Source organism: Aquimonas sp. (assembly GCF_044377145.1).
GTDB lineage: Bacteria > Pseudomonadota > Gammaproteobacteria > Xanthomonadales > Xanthomonadaceae > Aquimonas.
This window is the reverse complement of the sequence record NZ_JBILJQ010000002.1, coordinates 86226-111593: the sequence shown is the minus strand read 5'-3', so window position 1 is coordinate 111593 and position 25368 is coordinate 86226. Positions and strand designations below refer to the sequence as shown.

The window sequence follows — 25368 nt, the reverse complement described above, 5'->3', positions numbered from 1 at the left end:
CGAGGAAGATCCAGGGGTCATGGCGGTCACTTCAGGCTGGTGCGGCCGATGCCCTTCTCGCCAGCGACGATGACGTCGGTGGCGGACAGGGGCAACGCTGCGGAAAGCACCGGAGTTTCCTGGCGCTCATTGGCGAAGGTCTGAAGCGTGAACCCGGCGGCACCCTGGGCGCGCTTGAGCAGCACGCCGTTCGAACCGACCAGCAGCACGCCCGCGCCGCCCGGCAGTACCGCACCGCCCTGCAGACTCAGTTCGGTGCCCGAATCGGGGGTTTCCCAGCTGTCACCCAGATCGCGGCTCTCCTGCACATTGCCGCGCAGGCCGAACGCGAGCACATGGCGCTCGCCCAGGGCGAGCACGCCGAACATCGAGCCGTCGTAGGGCAGACGCAGACGCTGCCAGCTGGCGCCGTCATCCAGCGAACGATAGGCCGAGCCGCGCTCGCCAACCACCATCAGGCCACCCTCGGGGGTGCGGGCGATACCGTTCAGATGCGGATCTTCTTCGTCCTCCAGCACCAGCGATTCATCCGACATGGTCCAGTCATCGGCTTCGGCTTCGGCTTCGGCGCCATCGACTGCTTCTGCGTCGACGCCGTCGACCGCTGACTCATCCCCCGCGTCCACCGCACCTGCGCTGGCATTCGGATCGACCTGCTGCCAGCTCTTGCCGCCGTCTGCGCTGACCAGCATCAGGCTGTAGGCACCAATCGCGATCACGCGATCCCGATCCAGCGCGAGCACGTCGAGCAGCGGGGCGCCCTGGGTCGGGTTGAACTCGGCGTCGAAGTCGTCTGCCGCCGGTGGGCTCCAGGTGTCGATGCGCTGCACGGCCCAGGTCAGGCCGCCGTCTTCGCTGCCGAGGATGATGCCGTCGTGGCCCACCGCCCAGGCGCGATCACCGACCGCGGCGACCGCGGTGAGCGTGGAGCGGGTCGGCACATCGGCCACCTGTCGCCAGTCACCGCGTGATTCCGATACCGCGATGTGGCCGCGCTCGCCGACCGCAATGGCGCGGTTGCCGCTGTCGACGAAATCCAGCATCAGCGACTGGCTGAGCATCAGCGGCAGTGTTTCAGCGCTGAGCGACTCCGGTGCCTGCGCATACAGCGGGCTGACGGCCAAAGCGGTGGCCAAGGCCAGCGCCGCGAGCTTGCAGTTCATGCTTCCTGCCTCCCTGTTGCCGGGTGCGGTCAACGCCGCATTCCCGATCCAAATCCGATAGCGAATTGACACCGGCGCGCGAGCGCAGCGCCGGTGTGATTGCCAACCTATCCCGAACCCCAAAACAAAGCCAGCCGCGACTTGTGGTCGCGGCTGGCTGAGTTGAACGCGTCGTTAGGACGTGCGCCGGGTCAGCGCACGCCGCGCGCGCGGAGGTTCTGCGGCGAGTACGAATCCGGCGTGCTCTGGTGCGAGAAGTTGACCATCTCGTCCTGGTTATCGAGCCCGCTGACGATATAGCGGCCGGACTTCAGGTCGTGATGGGTTTCAAGCGTGGTCCAGAACACCGGCACCTCGTAGTAGTTCACCGACGGCGCCTCGGAATAGCGCCACAGCTCGCCCTGGCTGTCGTAGTGGTCGAGCACCAGGATCTGCCAGCTGTCCTCGTCCACATAGAAGGTGCGGCGCGGATTGATGTGGCGCTTGCCCTCTTTCAGCGTGGCGTCCACCACCCACACCCGGTGCAGTTCATAGCGCAGGTGGTCGGGGTTGATATGGTTCGGCTGGATCAGATCCTCGAGGGTGACCTTGTCGCTGTGCGCCTTGTAGGAGTTGTACGGCACGTACATTTCCTGCTTGCCGACCAGCTTCCAGTCATAGCGGTCGAGCGCACCGTTGAACATGTCGGTCATGTCGTTGGTGCGCAGGCCGTCGGAGGCGGTGCCGGGGTTGTCGTAGGCGACATTGGGCGCGCGGCGGACACGACGCTGGCCGGGGTTGTAGACCCAGGCCTGACGCACCTGTGCCTGCTGGTTGAGGGTCTCGTGGACCAGCAGCACCTGGCCGGCCAGACGCGCCGGGCTTTCGACCACCTGGTAGAAGTACAGCAGGATGTTGTTGATGTCAGCGATGGTGTTGCCCGGCTTGTAGTACAGGCCAAGGAACTCCTCGCGGATCCGCACCAGGTTGTACTGGCCACCGGTGGTGACGGCAGCCTGGTTGGCCCAGCGGGCGCTGGACACGCCCTTGTACTTCATCTTGTGGTTCCAGATGACTTCCTGGCCACTCTGCGGGATCGGGAACGGAATCCCCTCGGCCGCATTCTCGACGCCATCGCCATCGGCGACGATCTTGGCGGTGGTCGCATTGGTGATGCTGAAGTCGTAGGTGCGCTGCGGGAACGAGGCCGAACGGTGGGTCGGGTAGATGTCCATGCGGAAGGTCGGATAGCGGGCGAACATCGCCTGCTGGCCCGCCGTCAGCTTGTCGGCATGCTCGCGATAGTTGGCGGGCGTGATGCTGAACAGCGCGGCCTCACCGGCGAACGGATCCGGGTGGTGGTCGCCGACCTTGTAACCGGCGGGCGGGCTGGTGATGCCGCCATCCCAAGCCGGGATGGTGCCGGCGGCATTGCCGGCTTTCTCGGCGCCGACCGGGGTCAGATCGCGGCCGAGACGGGCTGCCTGGTCGGCACTCACGGCGGCCAGCGTGCTGGCTCCGAAGGTGAGTGCGGCGACGGCCAGGGCGGTGGTGGTGAACTTGCGCATCTGGGAGTTCCTCCTGGCGTACTTAGAACAGGTACTTGGCGGAAACCGCGACAAAGTCGCGATCGCTGGTGAGGTTGAACACGCCGCCACCCCAGAACGAGGTGTAGGACAGGTCGAGCACCCACTTGTTGAGGTAGTTGCCCTCAAGGCCCAGGGTGGACGACTTGCGGCCATCGACGAAGTTGCCGCCGGCGCCCGGCGTGGTGCCGTTCACGTCGTGGTTGAACGCGATGCGCGGCGACAGGTTCCAGGTGCTGCCGCCGACGCTGTTGTAGTCGGCGCGGACGGCCAGGCGATAGCCCCAGGAGAACGAGGTGGCCATGCCTGCGCAGGAGTCAAGCGGATTGCGAGCGCCGCCACTGACCCAATCGGGGCCACAGCCGGTATCGGTGCCATCGCCCTGGTAGGGCATTACCTCGACCGAGGGCAGGTCCCATACCTTGGTGCCACCGAACTCGCCGACCGTGGCGATCTGGTCAGCGCCCAGGAAATTGCCCGGCCCGAACGCCTTGGTCAGGGTGAACTGCAGCTGGCTGACCTCGTGACGCTCCCAGCCCTGCAGGTACTGGCCGAGACCGAACTGGCCCAAGCGGCTGCGGAAGCGCGTGAAGGGTTCCTGGATCAGCGGATTCAACGGTGACAGACCGGCAAACAGCACCTCGACATCGTCGATCTGCAGCGGGGCGTTGTCGCGGTAGCTGATTTCACCCTGGAAGGCGACCGTGCCGATATTGGTGTTCCAGCTCAGGCCGTACAGGTTGATGTCTTCCGGATACTCGATGAAGTAGCGGCCCGAGGTCGGGCTGGCGTTGGTGATCGAGGTGCCCGAAATGAACGGCAGGCGGCTGTGGTAGCGCAGGTAGTAGAAGCCGAATTCGGTGTCACCCAGCTCGGAGGCGTAATAGCGCAGGGCCAGGCCGAACTGGCCGCTGTCCTTGGCCTCGCGATCCGCCGAACGCGGGAAAGCAGCACCGCAGCGTGGGTCCAAAGCTGGCGTGGTGCGGCAGACCCCGAAGTTGGCGGGCTCATCCACCAAGCCGAAGTTGAGCATCACGAACTCGCCGCCGGTCAGGCCGAAGTCGTTGTTGCTGAAGTAGGTGCCCGAGGGTTCCACTTCGGTCTCGGACCACTCCAGCATGTACAGCGCTTCCAGCGACAGGTTCTCGGTCAGGTTGAACGAGGCCCAGATCGAGTTCTGCGGCAGGAACGCTTCTTTCAGCTCGGCGCCGGCCACGCGCAGGCGCGACACATCGACCGGGTTGACCACGTTGATGCCGTTCTGGATGAAGGTGCTCTCACCCCAGCTGACCACTTGGCGACCCAGGCGGAAGCTGCCGTTGACCGACTCGCCGAAGTTGAAGTCGGTGTAGACGAACGCGTCCAGCAGGCGCACGCGCTGGCCGATGCGGTCTTTGGCGACATCGCTGATGTCGTCACGGCTCATGGTTTCGAAATCGCGGAAACCGGTGCCGCGGAAGAACGCACCCCAGTTGCGCCATTTCATCCCGACTTCGCTGGTGATGCCCAGCGCGTTGGAAATCAGATCGCCGCTGTCGTACTTGAGGTTGCCGTCGTCGGAGTTGACCGAAAAACGCCCCGGCGCGGCGATTGCCAGCGCCTGCGCCTCGGCCCAGCGGTTCTGCGCTTGCAGTGCGGTGACCCGGGTGCCCAGGGTGGGGTCGAGGTTGGCCTTGCCGACCAGCCGGTTGTCGCGGCCCTCAACGCGCTGCGAGGCGCCGTAGGTCAGGGTGGTGTCGATCGTCATCGAGAAGTCGCCGCGGCTGAACTCGGCGGCAGAGGCGCTGCCGGCGATCAGTGCCGCGCCGACTGCGAGCGCCAGCGGCGCGCGCAGCTGAAGCAGGCGGCCCGGGCGGACAGGCTTGGAAGTCTGAGTCATTTTGATGTCCTCGATTCGGGCTTACTGCGTGCGGATGACGGAGGTGTTGGTGATCTGCACCTGCAAGCCACCTGAGGCGATCAGGCTGGCCATCTGGGTCTGCATTTCGACCGTCGCCGGCAGCGACGCGGTGGGCGACAGCAAGGAACCGTGGTCGCCGGCGGTGAAGCGCACAGCGCCGCGGACACCATTGGCGGCCTGGGCCGAGGCAGTCAGGGCGGGCAGGCCCAGCGCGGTGATCATCGGCTCGGTGCCCGACAGCGGCGCACCGGCGACGCGGTTCGGAATCACTTGATCCGGCAGCACATTGGAACCGTTGCCCACCACCTCATGCAGCAGGATCGCATCGGTGGCCGAAGCAAAGCCGTAGTTGATCGGATCCGCCGGGTCGATGATCTGCTGGGTGGCACCGAAGAAGGTGTCGTAGTTCGGCGTGCCCGGCTGCAGGCCGGCACCGGCCGCCAGACCGGCGCGGATGCGCGGGCCGAAGGTCGGTGAGGCTTCCAGCATGCGGGCGATACCGCCGCCCGGCACCGACAGCAGACCGGTATTCACGGTTGGCTCCAGGGCGAGGAAGGCGGTGCCGACGATGGCACCCAGCGACTGGCCGACAAAGGCCACGCGGGAGGCGTCGAGGTCACCGGCGCCGTCGCCATTCAGGTCGAATCGCGGCAGCGTCTTGGTCAGCACGAACAGGTCCGCGATGCCCTGGCGCAGGTTGTCGCGCGAGGTCAGCAGCGAACTCAGATTGATCATGTGCGCACCGGAATCATCCGCGATTCCGTCCGGTGTCGCCGCGCCAGTCGTGTTGTTGAGGTAGTCGACGCCGAAGGTCCGCTCGCGGGCAAGGGGGCCGAACGGCGTGTTGCCGATCGCCAGCGGATTGCTCGCCGGCAATCCGTGCAGCGGCAGGTCGATGGCCACCACCACGAAACCCTGCTGGGCAAGCGTCGCCGAAACGGCCAGGGCATCGCTGCGATTGCGGGTAATGCCGTGCTGATAGATCACCACCGGCCAGCCGGCCGCCGGCTTGGTGCGTCCCGAGGCCGCGTTGGGCACGGTCATCAGTACCGGCACGGTTTCAGTGCGGGTGGCGACCGGGATCGGGTTGGCGAAAGTGATGTTGGTCGAGGCCGGGCTCAGGCCCGCCTGGTTGAACGGCGGCACGTAGGCACCCGGTGCCGCCCTCCAGAAGCCCTGCAGCGGCCCGAGCGGGGCGTCAGTGCTGGGTGCAGTGAGGTAGTAGGGCAGGGCCAGCGTACCGATGTAAATATCCGCGATCGGCGCCAGACCGGCGACTGCCGTGGTCAGCCCGGAGGGCGCGAGTCGGGCCGCACCGGGCTGTGCGATCGAACGCACCGCCTGCAGCACCGGGGTGATGCTCTGGGTGGTAGCGACCCAGCTGAGCACCACTCTGTCGCGATTGATGCCGGCGCCGGCGGCTGCGGCGAGATGCGAACCGTGCAGCTGACGCAGCGGCTCCAACCCGCAGGCCGTTGCGTTCGGCAGCAGGGGGTCCTGGCTGACGCCGCCCACACACAGCGGGGTCGTGCGCTTGCTCAGGAAGTAGGCCTGCGAGGGCGTGGCGTCGTTGCCGCGGCTGTCGCGGACGCCGGTGGTCAGCACCGTCATGTACGAGGTCAACTGCTTCAGCGGCTTCAGCGGCACCATCGCGTAGGTGCGGCCGGCGCTGTCGCTGCTCACCGCAGCGGTGACGAAATCGACGCCTGGCTGCAGCTCGCGGACGATGCCGGTAACGCCGCCGCCGGGGCCAGTCAGGGTGACTTCAAACACGCGCACGCTCTGGCCGGGGACGACGCTGGTCGGATTCGGCGCATCACTGAACGAGAACGACCACGGCGAGGTGGTGCTCCAACCATCCAGAGTGTTGATCGCCACCTGCGGATCGCCGAAGTTGTTCGGGTTCGCGGTCGCAGGCAGGGGAATGTTGAGGGTCAGGTCGTTGGTGCCTGACAGCAGCAGGTTGTTCGGGGTCGGAATCACGCCGGTTGAAGGGTCAAAGCGCGCGGTGATGATGCCGGACACCGGCGTACCGCTATTGTTCTCAGCGGGCGTTACCGGCACTGCGCGTGGGCTGTTGGAGGATCCGCCGCAGCCTGCGAGCAGCGAAACCGACAGCGCCAATGCAAGGGTCATTCGAGCCTGCATGTTCGTGTCCTTCTGGTTATTGGGAGTTGGGGCCGGCGTACTGTATCCAGCGTGCGTTAACGATGGCAATGCTGCAGCGTATGGCTGCTGCATTCGCTCATGCTGCAATGCAACACAACAGTCTTGGGCGCCGAGGATTTCTCATCGCGCCTCGGCCCCGTGCACGGGCTCAGCGGTCGCCGAGCTGCAGCTGCGGGGTGAACCGACGTGGAGCAAGCCCCAGCAGGGCCCAATCGGAAGAGGTCGCACATTGGTCCTGGTGAAGCCTGTAGATCGTCGCCGCGAGCCGCGCCGGTCGCCCGACACCGGTGGCCATTCGCCCTGCCAACCAACGCAGTCCGGGTGTCGGCAATGTCAGCAATCGTGGCCCGGAGGGCTCCAAGCTGAAGCTGCGCCGCAGCATTTCGATCCAGCCGATCCGCTCGGGCCCGGGCAGGCGCAACAGCTCTGGCGCCAGATCGCGCAGATCCGCTGCGGCCAGCAGCGCCGCCGCCAAGTCATCGGCATGCACGGGCTCGCGCAGCCCATCCGCAGCCCGTGGCCAAGGCAGCACGCCGCAGCGGCGTGCAAGCCGCAACAGGGGGCTCAAGCTGCGATCCGAGCCGGTGCCGTAGATCAAGCCGGCCCGCAGCACCGTCAGTTGGGCACCATGCTGCCGCGAGCTTGTCTGCAGCAGGCTTTCGGCCGCCGCGAGGCGCGCCGCCAGGGCGCGTTCGTCCGCCTGCAGTGAGCTGGCCTTGTAGTCGGCACTGAGCGACGACAGCGCCAGCAGCCGGGTGCCGCGCGCTGGCGGGTGACCCGACACCCATTGCGAGAATGCATCCAGTGGCCCCGCACAGGCGATCACCGACGGACGCCAACCCTCGCCCAGCAAGTGATCGAGTTCGGGCGCGGCCTCCAGCGAGCCGTGAATCCACCGCACCCCCGCGACCGTGCCGGCAGCACGCTGTCGACTCACCGCGAGCACGGGAATCTGCAGGCTGCGCAACCGTTGCAGTACGAAGCCGCCGACGGCGCCGGTGCTGCCGAACAGGAGCCAACCATCCGGCCGAGGCAAGGGATCGGGCAGGGGATTCTGTGAGCCGATGTTCATGTGCACAGGATAGAACCCGCGGCAGCCTGCGCAGCGGAAACGCAGCCCAGGCCTGCACCAAGCCTCGGATCCAAGGTGTTCGAGGCGACAGCCCCCGCGACGACGCTGCAGAGGCAGCGCGGCACGCTGCCGATCTCGCCGCAGCCACCCAGCAGCCCTGTATTCGCGGGTGAATGCGTGCCTTGGAAGAAACCACTGCTCCGACCTCATGCGCTGCCGTGTCCGAAGGCGTGCGCGACCCGGCACGCGCTGCACTCAAGCAACGGCGGCTTGTGGATCTGCTCGCCGCAGCCGCAGCCGCAGCCGTAGCCGTAGCCGTAGCCGTAGCCGCAGCCGTAGCCGCAGCCGGTAAAGTCGGCGTCGCTGCAGCTGCTCTTGCGAATGGAGCCCGATCAGCCTCGACTGGCCGCCCAAGGCAGCCGCAGCCGCACATGGAAGCAGCCATCGGCGCCGGTCTCGACCTGCAGCTGGGCGGCACCGCTGAAGCCCAGCTCCAGGCGCTCGCGTAGATTGGCGAGGCCGGTGCCGGTGCCGGGCGCGGTGCTGGCTTCGCCGCAGCTGTTGCTGACTGCCAGGGCCCAGCCGTCCGCCAGCGGCCAGGCCCGGATGCGCAGATCACCACCCTTGCGACAGGGCGCGATGCCGTGCTTGATCGCGTTCTCGACCAGGCCGAGCAGGGCCAGCGCGGGCAGCGGCTGCGGCAGGCAGATCGGATCGAGATCGACTCGCAGCCTCAGGCGCTGCTCCAGCCGGGCCTGCTCGATCGCCAGATAGCGCTGCGCCAGCCGCCACTCCTCGTCCAGGCTCTGGGTGCTGCGCTCGGCCTGAGAGAGGTGGAAGCGGAACAGCTCCGACAGCTCGGTAACCAGATCCGCTGCGCGCTGCGGATTCTCGAAGATGGTGCCGCGGATGGTGTTGAAGGCGTTGAACAGGAAATGCGGATTGAGCTGATGGGTCAGCTGCTGCAGTCGCGCCTGCCGCACCTGCTGCTGCAGACGGCGGCGCTGGCGGAAGGCGTGCCAGCCGAGATAGAGCGCCGTCCAAACGCACAAGGTAGAGGCCAGATTGGCGACGGCCAGCACGTAGAACTGCGCGCCCTCGATGCTGACGCCGAACTCCGCACCCTCGGAATTGAAGCGCACCGAGGTGATGGTGCCGGCCTGCATCAGCTTCAGCGAATCGATGGCGAGCGTAGCGCCCAGCGACAGCAGGGCCAGCACGACAATCCACGCGAGCAGCGCAAGCCAGGCCGGCCAGCGCGGCACCTGACCGAGGAAGAACAGGCGCAGCGCGGGGCGCAGGCCGGCATGGGTAATCAGGAAGAAGACCCAGGACTCCAGCGCCATGCGCGCGATCCAGGCCTGGCTGCTGGCGCCGCCGCTTCCCACGATCTTCTGCAGCAGGGTGGCGCTGAGCAGGATCGAGCCGATGAACACCGCCGCCTGCAGCGCCCAGTAGGCCGGCGAGGCGGTGAACAGGGTGGCGCGCCAGGCCCTCAGCAGGGAGATCGCGGTGTTTGGCGATGGAGCTTCGGCGTGCATGGGGTCTCAGTGGTGTTCAGGCCCGCGCATCATCGCGCAGGCGCCAGGCAGGATGCCGCCCGCGCGCTTCCCTGCGCGCGGCACGACGGGACGCGCGAACGCGCCCCAACCGAAGCGCGTCCGGCGCTTCGCAGCCACCGCATCGCGAGGGATGCGGTGGAGTTCGAACCTGCAAGCGCCCCGTAGGTTGGACCAAGCGCAGCACGGCCCAACGCCGCAGCATCGAGTCCCGCCGCGAGGGCACAGGCGGCGATGTTGGACCGCGCTGCGCTTGGTCCAACCTACGCAGCACGCTCTGCTTCAACGATTCCCCACTCCCGATTCGCGATTCCCGGCTACTCATACCGCAACGCATCAATCGGATTCAGCCGCGCCGCCTTCACCGCCGGCGCCAGGCCGAAGATCACGCCGATCGCGGTGGTGAAGCCGAGCGACAGCAGCACCGCCCAGCCGGGCACCGAAGCGCCGCTCATGCCGGGCACCGCCACGCTGATCAACAACGCGAAGCCCCAACCGAGTGCAAGCCCGATCAGCCCGCCGAACAGGCTCAGCACCAGGGCCTCGACCAGGAACTGCAGCAGGATGAATCGCGGCGTGGCGCCGAGCGCCTTGACGATACCGATCTCGCGCGTGCGCTCGGTGACCGACACCAGCATGATGTTCATCACCCCGATGCCGCCGACCAGCAGGCTGATGCCGACCACCGCACCGGCCACCATGGTCACCCCATTGACGATGCTGTCGAAGTTCTCGCGGGTGCGCTCGGCGGTCTGGAACTGCATCGGGTCGGGCGCGTCCTTGGCCAGGCCGCGCCGACTGCGAATCACCTGCTTCACCTGCGCTTCGATCCGCTTGGTGTCGGCATCGGGATTCGGCCGGAAGTAGATCTGCACGTCCTCCGGCTGGCCGGGCGCCGACATCGCGCGCAGGGTCGAGAACGGCACGAAGGCGTAGTTGTCCTGGTCGAAGCCGAACAGCGTTCCACGCGATTCGCCGACGCCGATCACCCGGAACCATTCGTTACCCAGCTGGACGAAACTGCCGACCGGGTCTTCGCCGAGCTCAAGGTCCTTGACCACAGTCGGGCCCAGCACCACCACGCGCCTGCGCCGCGCATCGTCGCTGTCGGAAATGAAGCGGCCCTGGTCGGTGTAGACCCGCACCACGTTCTGGTAGTTGGCCACCGTGCCGAGAATCTGCGCGGTGGTAGTGGTGGACGCGCTGCGGATCTGGCCACCGAGGCCGATCGGCTGGGTCACCGCGGTGATGTCCTGCACATCGCGAACGCGCTCGCGCACGGCGATGAAATCCTCACTCGACAACGTGTTGCGCATGCCGATCATCGCCTGCTGGCGCGGCGTGTAGGCGCTGACGATGATCATGTCCGAGGCGAGGTCATCCAGCTGCTTGGTGATCGTGCTGGACAGACCCTGCATCACCGCCACCACGGCGATGACGGCCGCCACGCCGATGATGATTCCGAGTGCGGTTAGCGCGCTACGCAGCGCGTTGGCGCGGATCGCCGCAACCGCAGCGAAGCTGCCTTCGAGCACGGCGTGGCCGAGGCCCGATTCGATCAGGCGCGATTCAATGAGGCCCGCGGCCGCAGCACGTGTCGCCGGCCTATGCGCGTCAGGCTGCTGCATGCGGCACCCCCGCGCGGCCGGGCTGGCGCCGGTCCTCGACCACGCGGCCGTCGACCAGACGCACGCTGCGCCGGCAGTGGTCGGCGATCTCCTGCTCGTGGGTCACCAGGATGATGGTGTGGCCTTCAGCGTGCAGGGCATCGAACAGGGCCATGATCTCGGTGGTGGTGCGGCTGTCGAGATTGCCGGTCGGCTCGTCACCGAGCAGGATCGCGGGCTCGGTGACCAGGGCACGCGCGATCGCCACACGCTGACGCTGACCGCCTGACAGCTGGCTGGGTAGATGATCCACCCGTGCAGCCAAGCCGACCCGCGTCAGCGCCTGCAGGGCACGCTCGCGGCGCTCGGCGCGTGACATCACCCGATACACCAGCGGCTGCATCACATTGGCCAGCGCCGAGGCGCGCGGCAGCAGGTTGAAGCTCTGGAAAATGAAACCCACCGAGCGATTGCGCTCGTGGGCCAGTTCGGTCTCGTCCATCTTCGCGACGTCGCGCCCGCGCAGCAGGTAGCGGCCGCTGCTTGGCACATCCAGGCAGCCGAGGATGTTCATCAGGGTCGACTTGCCCGAGCCCGAGGGGCCGACGATCGCGACGTACTCGTTGGCCTCGATCGCGAGATCGATCCCATCCAGCGCCATGAACTCGCTTTCGCCCATGCGATAGGCCTTGCGCACCGCCTCCAGGCGGATCACTTCGGCATGGCTGGCGCTGCTCACGAGTCGCTGTCCTTGTCGGATGCGGCGCTGTCGCTGGCGTCCTTGATGCGCAGGTGCTGGCCCGCGCTGATGCCCGTCAGCACCCGGCCGGGTCCGGTGACCACGCGCTCGCCCTGCTTCAGCTCGCCGCGAACTTCCTGCGAAAAGTCATTGGCCATACCGACCTCCACCGCGACCCGCTCGGCGCTGTCGTCGGCACCGACGCGCCAGACGTAGTGGCCGGCATCGTCCTTGCGCACCGCCGCCACCGGCACGTTCAGGCCGGGCTCGCCCTGCGCGGTCTCGATCTCGGCGCGGCAGCTCATGCCGGGGTGCAAGCTCAGCTCGGTCGGGTCGATCTGCACCTGCACCTTGAAACTCAGGCTCTGGCTGACGCCCTGGGCGCGCGCCGAGGTGCCGATCTGCACCACTTCGCCGGTCAGCGGCGTGTTCGGATGCGCGGCGGCGAACACCTGCACCTTCTGGCCACGCTGGACCCGGGCGATGTCGGCCTCATCCACGCGCAGCTCGGCCAGCAGCACCGATGGGTCGGCCAGCACCATCAGGTCGGAGCCGACGATATTGGTGGTGCCGGCGATCACGGTCTCACCCGGCTTGATGTCGACCGACACCATCAGCCCATCAATCGGCGCGATGAACAAGGTGCGCTGCAGGCGATCGCGCGCCAGCTCGCGCTGTGCGGCCGCCTGTGCCAGCGCCTGATCGCCGGCCTCGACCGCGATCTTCGCGATCTGGTGCTGGCTCTGCAGCTGCTCGAAGGCATCCGCGCCGACCAGACCGCGCTCGCGCAGCTGACGCTGACGCTCCAGCTGGCGGCCGAGGTCATCCAGCCGCGCGCGGCGCGAACGGATCTCGATCTCACCCGCGCGCACGCCCGCATCGGCGGAATCCAGATCGGCCTGGAAGGCGTCCTGGTCCAGCCGCATCAGCAGATCACCGCGCTGCACGCGCTGGCCTTCCTCGACCAGCACCTCAGCGACGCGACCGGTGACCTCGGAGCGCAGCTGGATCTGGGTCTCATACACGAGGTTGCCCGAGGCCAGCGCGGTGTCGTTGAGTGCACCGCGTTCGACCTCGGCCACGTCCACCGCCGGCGCCTGCTGGCCACCGCGCGAACCGGCCCAGATCACCAGGCCCAGGCCAGCGACGATGGCGAGAGCGATCAGAAGCTTGCGCATGTCGATCAGCCCTGCGCCAGCACGATGGCGAGCCACGGCCCGAAGATGATCAGGTTCGGCAATGCGCCGAGCAGGAACGCCTTGCCCCAGCTCAGCTGGCTCCACACCCTGCCCGCCACGGCGATCAGGAACAGGCTCCAGAGGTAGAACAGGTTGACGCTGGTGGCCAGCGTGTAGCCCTGCTCACCGATCGGAATGCCGAACAGCAGATTGTTCAGGCTGGCGTAGTTGGCGAGATCGATCGGCAGATTGCCGCCGCCGCGCACCAGGGCCAGCACGATCAGGCCGATCGCACTGACCACCATCGGCAGCATCGAGAAACTGGCCGCCGCGAACCAGCGGCCGAAGCTGTTGCGCTCACGCGAAAGCACGCGCTCGCCGACGAAGTACACCAGGCCGAAGATCAACGCGAACAGCGGCAGCACAATCGCCCCGGCCACCGCGCCGATGTGTGCGGTATACGGCGCTACCTGCAGCATGTTGGAGCGCGCCGCCGCCAGCTGATCGGCCGGCATCTCGCCAGCGCCGGCGAGCTGCTGCTCGACGATCCACTCCGGAGTCATGCCGCCGTAAAGCGTGTAGATGCTGGCTGCCGAAGCTATCGCCACCAGCGCCAGCGCGGCCCAGGCCCAGGCCGGTCGCTCGCGCAGGGCGGCGAAGGCAGCCGCGGGGGCGAGATAGGTATCGATCAGGGCGGATACGAGATTTTTTGACGCGGTCATGACGGGTCTCTCCTGTGGCAACGGCTGGATGCTGTGCGAGCCGAGACGCCGCTGTGTGGATTTTGTGATCAGCGGTTTGTAAGCGTGGCAAGCGGTCGACGGCGGGGGACGGCTGCCGCGGCGATCAGCCCGGGGCGCGGAGGTCTTGGCAGGTCGCGCGAGGGTCGCGCGGTCTCCAACGCGCAGGCGCCTGCCGAGTTCATGACGCGCCCGCAGGGTGTGCGTCGACTGCGACCTCATCCAGGCCAAAAGCACTGCGCTCGCCCGCGCTTGGTTCGACAGCGCACGGTGCGGAGTCGGGTACACGCGTAGGTTCGCAGCCTAACGATCCACGCTGCGTCCCTTTTTCGCCACTGCGAGTACCCCCTCGATGGACAGATCCAGCGCAGCAACCAACGAGTATCTTCAGCGCGACCATGCCACCGTGCCGGTGACGGCGTTGCACAACCCCCGTGTCGGCGCCAGCGCGGTCTCGTGGGCCGCGATTCTTGCCGGTGCGGCCGGTGCCGCCGCGCTGTCCTTGAGCCTGCTGACACTCGGCGTGGGCCTGGGGATGGCGACGATGTCGCCGTGGTCGCCCGGTGCGATTGGCGCCACCGAACTCGGCGTATCGAGCATCATCTGGCTGGCAGTGACCTCGATCCTGGCCTCGATTGTGGGCAGTGGCGTGCAGGCGGGCGCGACGGTCGTTGGGGCAGCGACGTCTGCTGCGGTTGGCAGCGCGGTCTCCGCGGAGAGCAATGCCGATGGCTCCTCCAGCGGCTACTTCGCCGACCTGCTGTTTCGGCGCGACTTCAGCAACCCCACGGCTGCCTGGCCCGAAGGCGCAACGGCTGAACGATCGCGCGCCGAGGATGCGCTGGAGGTAGGCCGCATTTTCAGTCAAGGGCTCGGTTCGGCCCCGCTGCCGATTGAAGACGTACGCCATCTCGCCGCACTGGTTTCAAGCCGGACCGGCCTGGACCCGCAGGCGGCCGAAGCGCGGGTTACTGCCACCTATGCACGCGCCCAGGCGGCCGTGCAGGAAGTCGAGCAGCGCGCGATGCAGGCCGCGGATACCGCACGCAAGGCGACGGCTTACGGCTCACTCTGGCTGTTCATCGCGCTGCTGGCCGGTGCGTTTATAGCCAGCCTCGCCGCCACGTTCGGCGGCCGCCAGCGCGATCTGTAAAGCCCGCAAGGCTCGCGCGATTTCCACGCCCCATCCGCCTCAAGGCACCCAAAGGACCTGACCCTGAAGTACATCCTGCTGCTGTTTCTCGGCATCCCGCTGCCCATCATTCTTCTGATTGCTGTGCTCACCTGATTGTGTCGGGCTTCGTGTTGACGGCGCAGCCCGAGCGGCTCAGCGGCGCAGATGGAAGCGCAGCGTGGTCCCCGCGCCGATGAGCATCAGCCCAACCGATGCGATCGGCTGGGCCGCCTCTGCCGTGCTGATCGCAACCCTGTTGCATCAGGTACGCGTGCAGTGGCGGGAACGCTCGACCGAGGGAGTTTCCTGCTGGCTGTTTCTCGGCCAGATGACCGCCAGCGTGGGCTTCCTCGGCTACAGCGGGTTGATCGGAAATCCGATTTTCGTAGTCAGCAATGGCGTGCTGGTGCTGACCGCGTTGGTCGGCCAGGCGGTCTATCGTCGCAATCGTCGAATCGAAGAATCGGCCGCTGCTGGAAGCCACAGCGAAGCCTCGGCATGAGCTCGCCTGCCGCTCGCTTGATTTCGCGCGGCAGCCGTCGAAGTCGATCGAAGTTTCCGCTGCTGAACGTTCGTCGACACGCAGGCCGCGCTTGCGCAATCCGCATGGTGCAAGGATGAGAGCTGCGATGTCACTGCCGGGAAATCGAACCTCGATGCTATGGACCATCGTTGCCACCGTGCTGGCCACCACCGTCGTGTTGGTGCTGGCGCAGAACTTCAAGACCTCCGAAAAGGCGCTTGAGCGCAAGATCGAACACCGCTATGCGGTGTCTGATCCGCAGTTCCGCCGCGAGATGTCGGCCTTGCTGGGTCCAGCGATTCTGGGCGGCAATCGGGTCAGGCCTCTGCAGAACGGCGATGAGATCTTCCCGGCCATGCTGCAAGCGATTGCCGAGGCGCAACACTCGATCACCTTTGAGACTTTCATCTACTGGTCGGGAGAGATCGGCAAGGAATTCTCACAGGCGCTGGCGGAACGTGCGCGTGCTGGCGTGGCGGTGAGCGTGACCATCGACTGGGTCGGCAGCACCAAGATGGATCGCTCACTGCTTGAATCAATGCAGGCGGCCGGTGTGTCGCTGCATCTGTATCGGCCGCTGAGCTGGTATCACCTCGGCAGCATGAACAACCGCACGCATCGCAAGCTGCTGGTGATTGACGGTCGCATCGGCTTCACTGGCGGCGTCGGCATCGCCGACCAGTGGTTGGGCGACGCTGAAGATCCCGAGCACTGGCGCGACACCCAGTATCGGATCGAGGGCCCGGTGGTGGCGCAGCTGCAGGCCGCCTTCAACGACAACTGGATCAAAACCACCGGCCAGGTGTTGAACGGCACCCACTACTTTCCCGAGCTGAATCCCGCAGGTGAAATGGACGCGCACATGTTCGTCGCCTCGCCCTCCGGCGGCAGCGAAAGCATGCATCTGATGTATCTGCTCGCGCTGGCCGCCGCCGAGACCCGCATCGATCTGGCAGCGTCCTATTTCGTGCCCGACACGCTGCTGATCGAGGCCCTGATCGCCGCCCGCGCGCGTGGCGTTCGGGTACGCGTGCTGCTGCCCGGGCCACACTTGGATGCGCTCTCGGTCAAGATCGCGTCCAAGGCTGACTGGGGTGAATTGCTGCAGGCCGGCGTCGAGATCCATGTGTATCAACCGACCATGCTGCACACCAAGCTTCTGGTGATTGATTCTCTGCTGGTGTCGGTGGGGTCCACCAATTTCGACATGCGTTCCATCCGGCTCAATGACGAGGCCAGTCTGAACGTCTACAACCGCGAGTTCGCCCTGCACATGACCGCCGTGTTCGAGGCCGACCTGTTGAACGCTGAGCCGTATTCGCTGGAGCGCTGGCGCACGCGCCCGCTGAGCGAAAAGCTCAGCGAGAAGATTCTGCTGCCGATCCGATCGCAACTCTGAGCTGACGCACGGCTCGCTGGCGCGCAGCACGCCCGCCGCGCACTCAAGGGCGACTGCTATCGTCCGCGAACACAGGGCTGATTGCGGAGTTTTGTCCTCTACAACATAGGAGCGCCTTTCATGACCGCCGCCACGCTGTACGACGCCCTGCGCGAAAGCCACGAACTGCAGCGCGCACTGCTGCGCAAGCTGCTGCGCTCAAAGCCCGGCGCTGAGCAGCGGATCGACCTGTTCACCGTGGTTCGCCATGAGCTGGCGGCGCACGAGGCGGCCGAAGAGCGCTATCTGTATGTGCCGATGATGATGCACGACGGCGGGCTGTCGGCCAGCCGCCACGCTCTGCATGAGCATCATCAGATCGATGAGCTGATCGAGGATCTGCAGGCACTGGACCCCGCCGGCAGCGCCTGGATCGAGACCGCGAAGGCGCTTTCCAAGAAGGTGCATCACCACCTGCGCGAGGAAGAGACCAAATTCTTCCAGGTGTCGGGAAAGCTGTTGAGCGATAGCAGCAAGCAGAAGCTCGCCGGCCAATACCGCCGCGATTACCAGCGCATGCATCGGATGTTGGCTGCTGGGCGCTGAGCGGTCTTGCCCGCCCTCTCAGCCCAGCCGTTCGAATGCGAACAGCCGGGTCAAGGGATGCGTGCGGCGCTCGATCTGCGCGCGCAGCAGGCCCGCGCCGAGCATGCTGTAGGTGATGCCGTTGCCGCCGTAGGCCAGTGCGAAAAGCACGCGCGGGCCGTACTGCGGGTGGCGGCCGAACAGCGGTAGGCCATCGATCGTCTCCGCGAAGGTGCCTGCCCAGGCAAAAGCCGGGCGTGCATCCAAGTGCGGCAGCAATCGCTTCACCTTGCGCTGCAGCGTCGCGGCCTTGCGGTCGACCCGACGATCGCGCCGCGCCGGAATGTCGCGATCATCGTCCTCACCGCCGACCAGCAGTCGCCCATCACCGGTGCTGCGCAGATACAGATACGGTCGCGCGGATTCCCACAGCAGGGTGTCCGCCAGCCAGCCGAGCTGGTCACGGTCGATCGGGTCGCTCATGTAGGCGTAGCTGCTGCGGTTCTGGGCTACGCGCTGACGCAGCCAGCGCTGCGACTCGTAGCCGCTGGCGATCACCGCGTGTTTGGCGCGAATCGAAACGCCGGTGGCAGTGGTCAGCTCGACTGAGCGCGGGGTCGCAGCGATCGACACCACTTCGGTGCGATCAAACACCTGCGTGCCCGTTCGCTGCATGCGTCGAAGCAGGCGTGAGGCAAGTCGGTACGGATCCACCCGCGCTGCGACCGTGCTGAGGATCGCGGCCGGCGCGGTCAGGCCGTATTCGTCCTTCACCGCCGCGCGATCCAGCCAACGCACCGGAAACCGGTGCTCGGCACGCCAGGTGAATTCATCGGCGAGGCGCGCCTGATCCGTGCGATTGCTGGCGTAGTAGAGGCTTTCGCAGTGGCTGAAATCGACATCGCCGACCGCGCTGGCGACTTCGCCGATCTCAGCAATCGCCTGCAGACAGGACCGGTACGCCAGCAGCGCTGTGGCTTGGTCATAGCGCTTGGCGAGATCGATCGCATGGGTATAGATCTCGCACTGCAGCAGAGCGGTGCTGGCCGAGGTGCTGCCCCAGGCGACATCGCGTTGATCTACCACGACGACGTCGTGACCGTGGCTGGCCAGTTCATCCGCGATCAGAGCACCGGTGATGCCCGCGCCGACTACGATCACATCGCAGCGGAGGTCTGCGTCCAGCTTCGGAAACGCATACATCAGGCCATTCTTGACCGCCCAGTAGGGGTAGCCGCTTTTCAGATCCAAGGCGATTCCTCGGCAAGGTCTGCAGAACTCCATCCGGAAGTTCTGCAGATGTTGTGACTCCGACCCAGGGCCGGAGTCACTCACGCCGGGCCAATCGTCTATGCGTTTGATCCGCGGGCGCGCCATCCGTGGCGTGCTGGTAACTCCGATGAGCCCCGACTTTTTCGCAGGATTCATCGTTCGCATGTCGCGACACGCGGTATCAGCGCGTGGTCACGGCATTCGCGCTTGCTCAGCGGTAAACGTTCTGGCCCTGACTCGACCTCCACTCGCTCTCGAAGTACTCGGCGTCGCTGGCATTGCGGGGCTTGACGGCCATCAGAATGCCACCCCGATCAATCCCTTCCTGATAGAGCTTCACCCGCTCGGCGGGGATGTTCCAGCCGACCAGGGCGCCAACCAGGCCACCGGTCACGCCACCGGCGCCCGCACCGGCCAGGGCCGCTGCGATCGGACCGGCAATCACCAGGCCCAGGCCCGGGATCACCAGCGAAGTACCGACCGCTGCCACCGCTGCGACGATCGCGCCAACCGTGCCGCCAATGGCGCTGCCTACGCCTGCACCCTCAGCGGCCTTGGTGCCAAGGTCCGTATCGACATTGTCGGTGTCGGCGAAGTGCGCCTTGCGGGTCTGGTCCGACATCACCAGATTGATGTCACCCTTTTCATAGCCGCGGCTGGTGATCGAGCTGTAGGCTCGTTCGGCCGAGGAGCGATCCGGAAACAGGCCGGTGACCATATTCGGATGCGTGGCGTTGGCATCGCGATCCTGCACTGTGCCGGTAGCTGACTGATTGACGGAATGCGCTGTATTCAAGGTGTTCTCCAGATGGCTTGCCCCAGCAGACTGCGAGGGCACAAGGCGGTTGCCTGTTGCTGCAGCCTGCGGGAGCGAGGCTGTCAGGTCAGTGCGTTGCAACGCTTAGCGCCAAGCCAAGTGATAACGCAGCATGATGGTGCAGACACTTGATCGTGCGGGGGTGGGCGCACACGTGCGTGTCCGTTCCCGGGCGCGCAGCGGATGTATGCGGGTCGGGTCTGGAACAGCGGGCGTGGCACAGGCGCTGTCGGTGTTCGCGCCAGCAGCAGCGCCCCCGTTCCTTCGCGCGTGGCTCACGGTTCAGCTTTCGCCGCTCTGCCGCCGAAGGGCCGCCGCCCTGACTCTGGCCTCGCGTCGGCGATGCGGCCAGCGCGCCGTTTATGTTCGATCTGGGATGGATTTCGAGCACCGCCGGACCGTGCAGGCGAGTGCGCGTGCGCCAGCCTCAGATCGACGTACGCCATCCATATGGATGGTGCTAGGATGGCGCACAGCGTTAAATCGAGAAATCCAATGCCTGACATCCGAGCGCGACCCCTCGCCGAGAGCGAGAAAATGACGATCAATCTCGGCGTTGTTGACTTGGGCCAGATCGACCTGATGGTGCAGGAGGGCTTCTACTCCAACCGCACCGACTTCATCCGCACTGCCATTCGCAATCAGCTGACCGTCCATGCCGAGGTGCTGCGGCAGACAGTGGCCCGCCGCACCTTGGTGCTAGGGTTGCAGGACTACTCGCGGCACGACCTCGAAGCAGCCCGCGATGCGGGCCAGCGACTGCGCATCCACGCTCTTGGGCTGGTCCGGATCGCTGCCGATGTGTCGCCGGAACTCGCCAGCGCGACGATTGAATCGATCGTGGTGCTCGGGGTCTTGCAGGCCAGCGCGCCGGTCAAGGCCGCGCTGGCCGGCCGTATCCAGTAATCAGGACTCAATAATGAAAGCCATGAACGACACCATGCAGCAGGCGATGCGCCTGATGCGAAGCGGCGATTTGCGCGCCGCAACCCGCACGCTTCAGCACGGACTCGCCGCCAACATCGCCGCCGACGAAGATGCGCGCTCGTCGCGCGTTGCTGCGAGCAAACCCGCTGCATCAGTGGCTGCCGACTGCATCGACGGCGAGTTTCGCGTGGTCGATCTCGAAACGCCCAAATCCGGGCGGCGGCATGCGCGCAGCGACGCGGTCGACACTCCCTTCCGAAGCGAGCACTTTGCCTGCAGCGCCGGCGCTCTGGACTACAAGCTTTACGTTCCCGCGGGCTTGGAGGGCAAACGCGCACCCTTGCTTCTGATGCTGCATGGCTGCACCCAGTCGCCGGACGATTTCGCGATCGGTACGCGGATGAACCTGCTGGCCCGCGAGCACGGCTATGTCGTTGCCTACCCGCAGCAAACCAGCAAGCGCAATCAGAACCGCTGCTGGAACTGGTTCCGCGGCAGCGATCAGCAGCGTGGGCACGGCGAGCCCGCCATGCTCGCCGCACTGACCCGTCATCTTGTTGCCCAGCATCAGCTCGACGAGCGTCGGGTCTACGTCGCTGGACTGTCGGCCGGCGGCGCGATGGCGGCTGTACTCGCCAGCACCCATCCCGATATCTATGCCGCGATCGGTGTGCACTCGGGTCTGCCGATTGGTCTGGCCAGTGACGTTCCATCTGCGTTCGCGGCGATGCGAACCGGCAAATCCAGCGGGCGTCGCCGTGCGAGCGAACCCAACGAAAAGCCCGTACCCGCGATCGTCTTCCACGGCGATGGCGACATCACGGTGCATCCACGCAATGGCGTGGGCGTGATCGCGCAAAGCCTCGGCCCGGTCGACGCGGACGCTACGGCAACCGCAACGGCAGCGACGGTCGAACATGGCGTGTCCGCCGGCGGACGCCGCTACACGCGCACCCTGCATGTGCAGGGTGGCCGGGTCAGCGCCGAGCACTGGCTGACCCACGGTGCCGCGCACGCCTGGTCCGGCGGCGATCCGGCGGGCAGCTACACCGACCCGACCGGCCCAGACGCTTCGGCACAGATGCTGCGGTTTTTCAGCGAGCGCGCGCGTCCCAGCCGCGGCTAGCAGCCTGTCGGGCTTTGGGGGTCGAGGCGATAGTCGACTGCGAGAGGACAGTTTTCGACGATTTGCAGGCCGAGTGGGCTCTCGGCCAAGAATCGGCGGATAGTGGATCGCGCAGGCGGATTTGCAGCCCGGCCAACCAAAGCCCGACAGGCTGCTAGGGCTCAGGCGCTCCGCGCCGTAGCGCCTCGCACTGGTGACTTTGCCGCCATGGTTTGCAGGCCCTGCGGGGCGCGTGTTCCTGGCAGGTGCCCTGCGGCGGCCGGCGCCTGCAGCTGCTGGCAGGCGAAGACCGCACTGGATTGCCCGCGACCGGCTCGCCACTATGCTGGGCGTCGCAATTCCACCGCGCCCACCGGCGCCACGACCGGAGCGCAGACATGATTGAGTGGTACTACCACGCCCCCGGTGCCGGGCGCTCCGGCCCCTTCAGCGCCGACGCGATGCGTGAGCACTTCCGCCAGCGGCGGATCGTTCTCGACACCCTGGTCTGGCACGCCGGCCTCCGCGAATGGCAGCCGCTGGAGCGTCAGCTCGAAGCGCTGCAGCTGATCGGCGTGGTGCCGGACAAAACCCTGCCGCCGCCCTTGCCGCCGCGGCCGCAGGTCACAGTCGCCAACACAGCGGGTGCTGCGCCTGCGGCCTACCGCGCATCGCGCCCGGCAGCGCCTTCAGGCTCGCGCCGTACCGGCTGCCTGATCGTCGTAGCGATCGCAGTGGCCGGTCTGGTGCTGATCGCCATCCTTGCCGCGATCGCCTTGCCCAGCTACCGCGACTACGTCGAACGCGCACGTCAGTCGCAGCCGGCAGCGTCAGGGTCGGAACAATCCATGGCCACGCCGGACGCGCCCGCGCGCGAGTTCGATGCCGACCACATGGCCAGCGCCGACGCCCTCACCCGCGAGCTGGTGGAAACCGCGATGCGCGAGTTCTACCGCGCCAACGGCGACACCTGCCCGGACACCTGGGAGTTCGAACGCATCCAGGTCCGCGACCCGCGCCTGCAGGGCAATCAGGATGGCTGGAGCGGCATTACCCCGGCCCACCCGGACAGCGGCCAGTGCGCCTACGACATCCAGTTCTACGGCTTCGGCCCGGCGCTGGACCAGCGGACGCTGCGCTACGAGGTACGCATTGAGGGCGAGACCGTCAGCATTGTCTGCCGCAACAGGGACCTGCGTCCGGAACATCTGCCGCCGGGGTGCGAGGGTTAGTCGCGGCGCAGATTCGATCCTCTGGCGCGGCGACGATCGGGTAGGTTGAGCGGAGCGCAGCGATGCCCGACATCGCTGACTGCGTATTCGCCATGGCGCCACTGGTGTGGCGTCGGGCTGCGACAGGCTGCTAGCCCGAGATTCCGCGGGGCACTTGCGTACGAAGCTCGATCCGGCCTCTGCGTGTCTCGCAGATCTGAGCTCGGTACTCCGCGCTCCGTCGCTCACCCTCGGAACTTCGAGCCTTGCTGCGCCGCGAAGGCATCTACCACTTGCAGCTTCAGGCCTGCGGTGAACAGCTCGCAGTATCCGATTCCAGCGGCCGGCGCGCGCAGCGCTCAGGGCCTGCGCCCAAGCACGACACCAAGGAACCTGAGCTTCAGACCCTGAACAAAAAGGTCATGAGGCCTGAGTGCGAGCTGTTGAACATGAATGGCTTGGTCGAGCTCGAGGGAGTGCAGGCGATATGCAGCGTGGGCAGCTGCGCGGCCGTACACCCGAGAACCTTCAGCAGCTTGACGGTGCACCAGGACCGCGGCGCGCCGATGACCCCGCACAACTTCATCGATCTGCTGGCCGAAAGCAAAACTGACGCTAGCCAGTCGCGGCCGCGTTTTGGCAACGATATCGCCCTTTCGGAGGCGCACTGCAAGACGCTGCAAGACGCAGGCGGACTATCCAGCGCACTTTGCCGATTCGCACCAGGGCCGCTGGTGCGCCGACTGCTTCCACTTGTACAGGTCTGAACATCAGCATCGCGCCCTTAAAGCACACAAGCCGGCGGAAAGAGTCAGCTGAGTCGTCAGCTTGTCAAGCTGTCGTTCGAGCTCGGCAGTCCGCCGATCCTTGACGTCGCGCATCGGCTCGCGACCGGCGGGCTGCCCGGCCAGGGAGGCAGTTCCGCCCTTGGTGAATCGCGCACGCCGCTGGGCGATGCGGGAGCTGTACAAGCCATGGATCCCGGGCAACGCGGCGACTTCTCCGTGGTTCTCGCAAGGGGTGGTTTGCTGCGGCAACCAGAGCATGAATTGGATAACGAATGATCGACGCTGGCGGCGATGCAGGACCCTTTCGGTGACACTTCGGGTTCCTCGGACTTCCCAGCTGATGGCTTGGAGCTCCCACGTTTCCTGCCTCAGCGTGAATTGGAATGCTGCAGATCATTCAAGGCAAGGTCGGTCTGAAAAGGATCCTCGCACAGAGTGCACCTGTAAGATCTGCCAGTTTACTTTTGCAGCGGAACAACTAAAGCTAGAAGAACGTACAGACGTAACAACCTGCACAAGAAGGCTCTTCGGCTTCCCAGCTGTCCTATACGTTGCGCATCGGCTGAGGGCTCGGCGCCAGCGACAATTTGCATGCCCACGGTATGTGACCGCGGAATCTCGTCGGGCGCATCCATAAATACACAAGGTGTCACACGTGAGCTCTAACGTGCGGGGCTCGATGAATGCGGTCGAGTTCAAGTGGGTGGAAGAGATGGATGCTGCGCCTTGGCTGGTGTTGCGGACCAGAAGCCGTCACGAAAGCGTGGTGGAATCTGTACTGGAGCAGCGTGGCGTGAGCGCCTACCTGCCTAGGCAAACCCTGACACGGCGTTCGAAGCAGAAACGCGGGCAAACGAGTCTTCCGCTCTTCTCTGGTTACATTTTTGTGCGTCCAAGGGTCGATCAGTACGAAGGAATGCGCTACATCCGCGGCTCATGCGGCTTTGTGCTTGCGGCAGGGAGGCCGGCGAGCCTGCCGGAAGAGGAAGTAATGGCTGTTAAGAAGCTGGTTGATAGCGGTCTGGACCTGACGATAGAGCCCAACCTGGTACCGGGTCGGCGGGTCAACATCGTCTCCGGGCCGTTTGCTGGGGTCCAAGGCGAACTGATTCACTTGAAGAATCAAGCATCTCTGGTAGTGAATGTACAGCTCGTCGGCAGCAGCGTGCGCGTGGAAGTGGATCGGGAAGCCATCGAGCTTCTGTAGTCGCCGCACACGCGGAGGCGCATTGGCAATTCGAACTGAAGCATGGCGCACTACGGTGTCGCCAAGGGGCGGAGCCTTGCCCATTCTTTGAGAATGATGTTTCGGCATGGCGCGACTTCACAGGGTTCAGGGCCAATGCTTTGCAAATGCCAAGTCGAGCTGTCTGCCTGACCATTCATCTCTTCGGCGCGGCAACAGCGCTCCCGGGCCGTTCGGCAGAGTCGACGTCGAAGGCGATCACCTTTGGAACCACGATTCATTCGGCGTAACCACGCGGCTCGACAGCAACTGTCTGCGAGTCAATGTGGATTGGCAGGCCATCGGGCTTCTGTAGGCGCCGCTCACGCGGAGGCACACAGGCAATTCAAACGAAAACGTGGCGCACTACGGTGACGCCAAAGGGCGGAGCCTTGCCCACGTCCGAGTAGCGGCCAGCTGCGGCCCCCGGCTACCGAGTGCTTATGCCGCAACTGCGAGTGGGCAGGGTCCATCCGCCTGACGAAGCAGCTTTTCCGCACCAGCAGCCATGGGCGTTCCGGTCCCTCAGCGTTTCCCGCGCGCAGGGAGATGGTGAGCCCACAGACATTTTATGAAGAGTAATCGGCACGCCCCTCGGGAGCTCGGATCCATCGGAGCTCCCGCGCCAGGGATGACGCGCTTACCTCTTGACGCTTGTGCTTCGGCTATCG

21 protein-coding genes are annotated in these 25368 nt (G+C 65.9%); 9 read left to right on the top strand and 12 right to left on the bottom strand.

The genetic code is table 11. The features are described from left to right. Positions 1-26 precede the first annotated feature (26 nt). The 10 genes from ACIQ7H_RS01415 to ACIQ7H_RS01370 form a co-directional block, all read right to left on the bottom strand. A complete protein-coding gene (locus ACIQ7H_RS01415) occupies positions 27-1163 on the bottom strand; it encodes a WD40/YVTN/BNR-like repeat-containing protein (protein WP_395787621.1) in 1137 nt (378 codons plus the stop codon). Positions 1164-1354: 191 nt separating this feature from the next. Further along, positions 1355-2710 (bottom strand): DUF1329 domain-containing protein, encoded by a 1356-nt coding sequence (locus ACIQ7H_RS01410; protein ID WP_395787619.1) that lies wholly within the window; start codon positions 2708-2710, stop codon positions 1355-1357. 22 nt (positions 2711-2732) lie between these two features. Beyond that, entirely contained in the window at positions 2733-4607 is a 1875-nt protein-coding gene (locus ACIQ7H_RS01405) for a DUF1302 domain-containing protein (protein WP_395787617.1), read from the bottom strand. Positions 4608-4628: 21 nt separating this feature from the next. Continuing rightward, the gene (locus ACIQ7H_RS01400) at positions 4629-6776 is read right to left on the bottom strand and encodes a hypothetical protein (RefSeq protein ID WP_395787615.1); all 2148 of its coding nucleotides are present in this window, start codon (positions 6774-6776) and stop codon (positions 4629-4631) included. A gap of 169 nt (positions 6777-6945) precedes the next feature. Then, the gene (locus tag ACIQ7H_RS01395; protein WP_395787613.1) at positions 6946-7869 is read right to left on the bottom strand and encodes a nucleoside-diphosphate sugar epimerase; all 924 of its coding nucleotides are present in this window, start codon (positions 7867-7869) and stop codon (positions 6946-6948) included. 392 nt (positions 7870-8261) lie between these two features. Then, entirely contained in the window at positions 8262-9410 is a 1149-nt protein-coding gene (locus ACIQ7H_RS01390; RefSeq protein ID WP_395787611.1) for a sensor histidine kinase, read from the bottom strand. Between the two features lie 335 nt (positions 9411-9745). Further along, positions 9746-11056: an ABC transporter permease gene (locus tag ACIQ7H_RS01385; RefSeq protein ID WP_395787609.1), complete on the bottom strand. Its 1311-nt coding sequence runs from the start codon at positions 11054-11056 to the stop codon at positions 9746-9748. Then, positions 11043-11774 (bottom strand): ABC transporter ATP-binding protein, encoded by a 732-nt coding sequence (locus ACIQ7H_RS01380; protein ID WP_395787607.1) that lies wholly within the window; start codon positions 11772-11774, stop codon positions 11043-11045. Before ACIQ7H_RS01380 ends, ACIQ7H_RS01385 begins: the two co-directional genes overlap by 14 nt. Beyond that, positions 11771-12952: an efflux RND transporter periplasmic adaptor subunit gene (locus ACIQ7H_RS01375; RefSeq protein ID WP_395787605.1), complete on the bottom strand. Its 1182-nt coding sequence runs from the start codon at positions 12950-12952 to the stop codon at positions 11771-11773. Before ACIQ7H_RS01375 ends, ACIQ7H_RS01380 begins: the two co-directional genes overlap by 4 nt. A gap of 5 nt (positions 12953-12957) precedes the next feature. After that, positions 12958-13674: a YIP1 family protein gene (locus tag ACIQ7H_RS01370; protein WP_395787603.1), complete on the bottom strand. Its 717-nt coding sequence runs from the start codon at positions 13672-13674 to the stop codon at positions 12958-12960. 370 nt (positions 13675-14044) lie between these two features. On the opposite strand from ACIQ7H_RS01370, the gene ACIQ7H_RS01365 reads away from it, so the two are divergent. The 4 genes from ACIQ7H_RS01365 to ACIQ7H_RS01350 all read left to right on the top strand — a co-directional run bounded on the left by ACIQ7H_RS01365 (position 14045) and on the right by ACIQ7H_RS01350 (position 17373). Then, positions 14045-14845, top strand: a complete 801-nt coding sequence (locus ACIQ7H_RS01365) for a hypothetical protein (protein WP_395787601.1) — start codon at positions 14045-14047, stop codon at positions 14843-14845. A 214-nt stretch (positions 14846-15059) separates the two neighbouring features. After that, entirely contained in the window at positions 15060-15368 is a 309-nt protein-coding gene (locus ACIQ7H_RS01360) for a SemiSWEET family transporter (protein WP_395787599.1), read from the top strand. Positions 15369-15522: 154 nt separating this feature from the next. Further along, positions 15523-16788 (top strand): phosphatidylserine/phosphatidylglycerophosphate/cardiolipin synthase family protein, encoded by a 1266-nt coding sequence (locus ACIQ7H_RS01355; RefSeq protein ID WP_395787597.1) that lies wholly within the window; start codon positions 15523-15525, stop codon positions 16786-16788. 120 nt (positions 16789-16908) lie between these two features. Further along, positions 16909-17373 (top strand): hemerythrin domain-containing protein, encoded by a 465-nt coding sequence (locus ACIQ7H_RS01350; protein ID WP_395787595.1) that lies wholly within the window; start codon positions 16909-16911, stop codon positions 17371-17373. An 18-nt stretch (positions 17374-17391) separates the two neighbouring features. Here ACIQ7H_RS01350 and ACIQ7H_RS01345 read toward each other — a convergent pair whose 3' ends face one another. Both ACIQ7H_RS01345 and ACIQ7H_RS01340 read right to left on the bottom strand, forming a co-directional pair. Beyond that, on the bottom strand, positions 17392-18603 hold the full coding sequence (locus ACIQ7H_RS01345) for an NAD(P)/FAD-dependent oxidoreductase (RefSeq protein ID WP_395787593.1): 1212 nt from the start codon (positions 18601-18603) through the stop codon (positions 17392-17394). A 232-nt stretch (positions 18604-18835) separates the two neighbouring features. Then, positions 18836-19420, bottom strand: coding sequence for a hypothetical protein (locus ACIQ7H_RS01340; protein WP_395787591.1), 585 nt, complete (start codon positions 19418-19420; stop codon positions 18836-18838). Positions 19421-19936: 516 nt separating this feature from the next. Here ACIQ7H_RS01340 and ACIQ7H_RS01335 point away from each other — a divergent pair. The 5 genes from ACIQ7H_RS01335 (at position 19937) to ACIQ7H_RS01315 (ending at position 24679) form a co-directional block, all read left to right on the top strand. Then, positions 19937-20347 (top strand): hypothetical protein, encoded by a 411-nt coding sequence (locus ACIQ7H_RS01335; protein ID WP_395787589.1) that lies wholly within the window; start codon positions 19937-19939, stop codon positions 20345-20347. A gap of 13 nt (positions 20348-20360) precedes the next feature. Continuing rightward, a complete protein-coding gene (locus ACIQ7H_RS01330; protein ID WP_395787587.1) occupies positions 20361-21494 on the top strand; it encodes an alpha/beta hydrolase family esterase in 1134 nt (377 codons plus the stop codon). 377 nt (positions 21495-21871) lie between these two features. Beyond that, complete coding sequence (locus tag ACIQ7H_RS01325) at positions 21872-22705, top strand: DUF4339 domain-containing protein (RefSeq protein ID WP_395787585.1); 834 nt, start codon at positions 21872-21874, stop codon at positions 22703-22705. Positions 22706-23250: 545 nt separating this feature from the next. Further along, on the top strand, positions 23251-23451 hold the full coding sequence (locus tag ACIQ7H_RS01320; protein WP_395787583.1) for a hypothetical protein: 201 nt from the start codon (positions 23251-23253) through the stop codon (positions 23449-23451). A 676-nt stretch (positions 23452-24127) separates the two neighbouring features. Next, complete coding sequence (locus ACIQ7H_RS01315; RefSeq protein WP_395787581.1) at positions 24128-24679, top strand: transcription termination/antitermination protein NusG; 552 nt, start codon at positions 24128-24130, stop codon at positions 24677-24679. The last annotated feature ends 689 nt before the right edge of the window (positions 24680-25368 follow it).

Excerpts from the sequence above, each read along its gene's own strand:
- ACIQ7H_RS01360 (WP_395787599.1), top strand. The coding sequence starts at position 15,060 with ATGAGCATCAGCCCAACCGATGCGATCGGCTGGGCCGCCTCTGCCGTG.
- ACIQ7H_RS01410 (WP_395787619.1), bottom strand. The coding sequence starts at position 2,710 with ATGCGCAAGTTCACCACCACCGCCCTGGCCGTCGCCGCACTCACCTTC.
- ACIQ7H_RS01395 (WP_395787613.1), bottom strand. The coding sequence starts at position 7,869 with ATGAACATCGGCTCACAGAATCCCCTGCCCGATCCCTTGCCTCGGCCG.
- ACIQ7H_RS01330 (WP_395787587.1), top strand. The coding sequence starts at position 20,361 with ATGAAAGCCATGAACGACACCATGCAGCAGGCGATGCGCCTGATGCGA.
- ACIQ7H_RS01365 (WP_395787601.1), top strand. The coding sequence starts at position 14,045 with ATGGACAGATCCAGCGCAGCAACCAACGAGTATCTTCAGCGCGACCAT.
- ACIQ7H_RS01325 (WP_395787585.1), top strand. The coding sequence starts at position 21,872 with ATGATTGAGTGGTACTACCACGCCCCCGGTGCCGGGCGCTCCGGCCCC.
- ACIQ7H_RS01320 (WP_395787583.1), top strand. The coding sequence starts at position 23,251 with ATGACCCCGCACAACTTCATCGATCTGCTGGCCGAAAGCAAAACTGAC.
- ACIQ7H_RS01355 (WP_395787597.1), top strand. The coding sequence starts at position 15,523 with ATGCTATGGACCATCGTTGCCACCGTGCTGGCCACCACCGTCGTGTTG.
- ACIQ7H_RS01350 (WP_395787595.1), top strand. The coding sequence starts at position 16,909 with ATGACCGCCGCCACGCTGTACGACGCCCTGCGCGAAAGCCACGAACTG.
- ACIQ7H_RS01405 (WP_395787617.1), bottom strand. The coding sequence starts at position 4,607 with ATGACTCAGACTTCCAAGCCTGTCCGCCCGGGCCGCCTGCTTCAGCTG.
- ACIQ7H_RS01415 (WP_395787621.1), bottom strand. The coding sequence starts at position 1,163 with ATGAACTGCAAGCTCGCGGCGCTGGCCTTGGCCACCGCTTTGGCCGTC.
- ACIQ7H_RS01335 (WP_395787589.1), top strand. The coding sequence starts at position 19,937 with ATGCCTGACATCCGAGCGCGACCCCTCGCCGAGAGCGAGAAAATGACG.
- ACIQ7H_RS01390 (WP_395787611.1), bottom strand. The coding sequence starts at position 9,410 with ATGCACGCCGAAGCTCCATCGCCAAACACCGCGATCTCCCTGCTGAGG.
- ACIQ7H_RS01385 (WP_395787609.1), bottom strand. The coding sequence starts at position 11,056 with ATGCAGCAGCCTGACGCGCATAGGCCGGCGACACGTGCTGCGGCCGCG.
- ACIQ7H_RS01375 (WP_395787605.1), bottom strand. The coding sequence starts at position 12,952 with ATGCGCAAGCTTCTGATCGCTCTCGCCATCGTCGCTGGCCTGGGCCTG.
- ACIQ7H_RS01370 (WP_395787603.1), bottom strand. The coding sequence starts at position 13,674 with ATGACCGCGTCAAAAAATCTCGTATCCGCCCTGATCGATACCTATCTC.
- ACIQ7H_RS01400 (WP_395787615.1), bottom strand. The coding sequence starts at position 6,776 with ATGCAGGCTCGAATGACCCTTGCATTGGCGCTGTCGGTTTCGCTGCTC.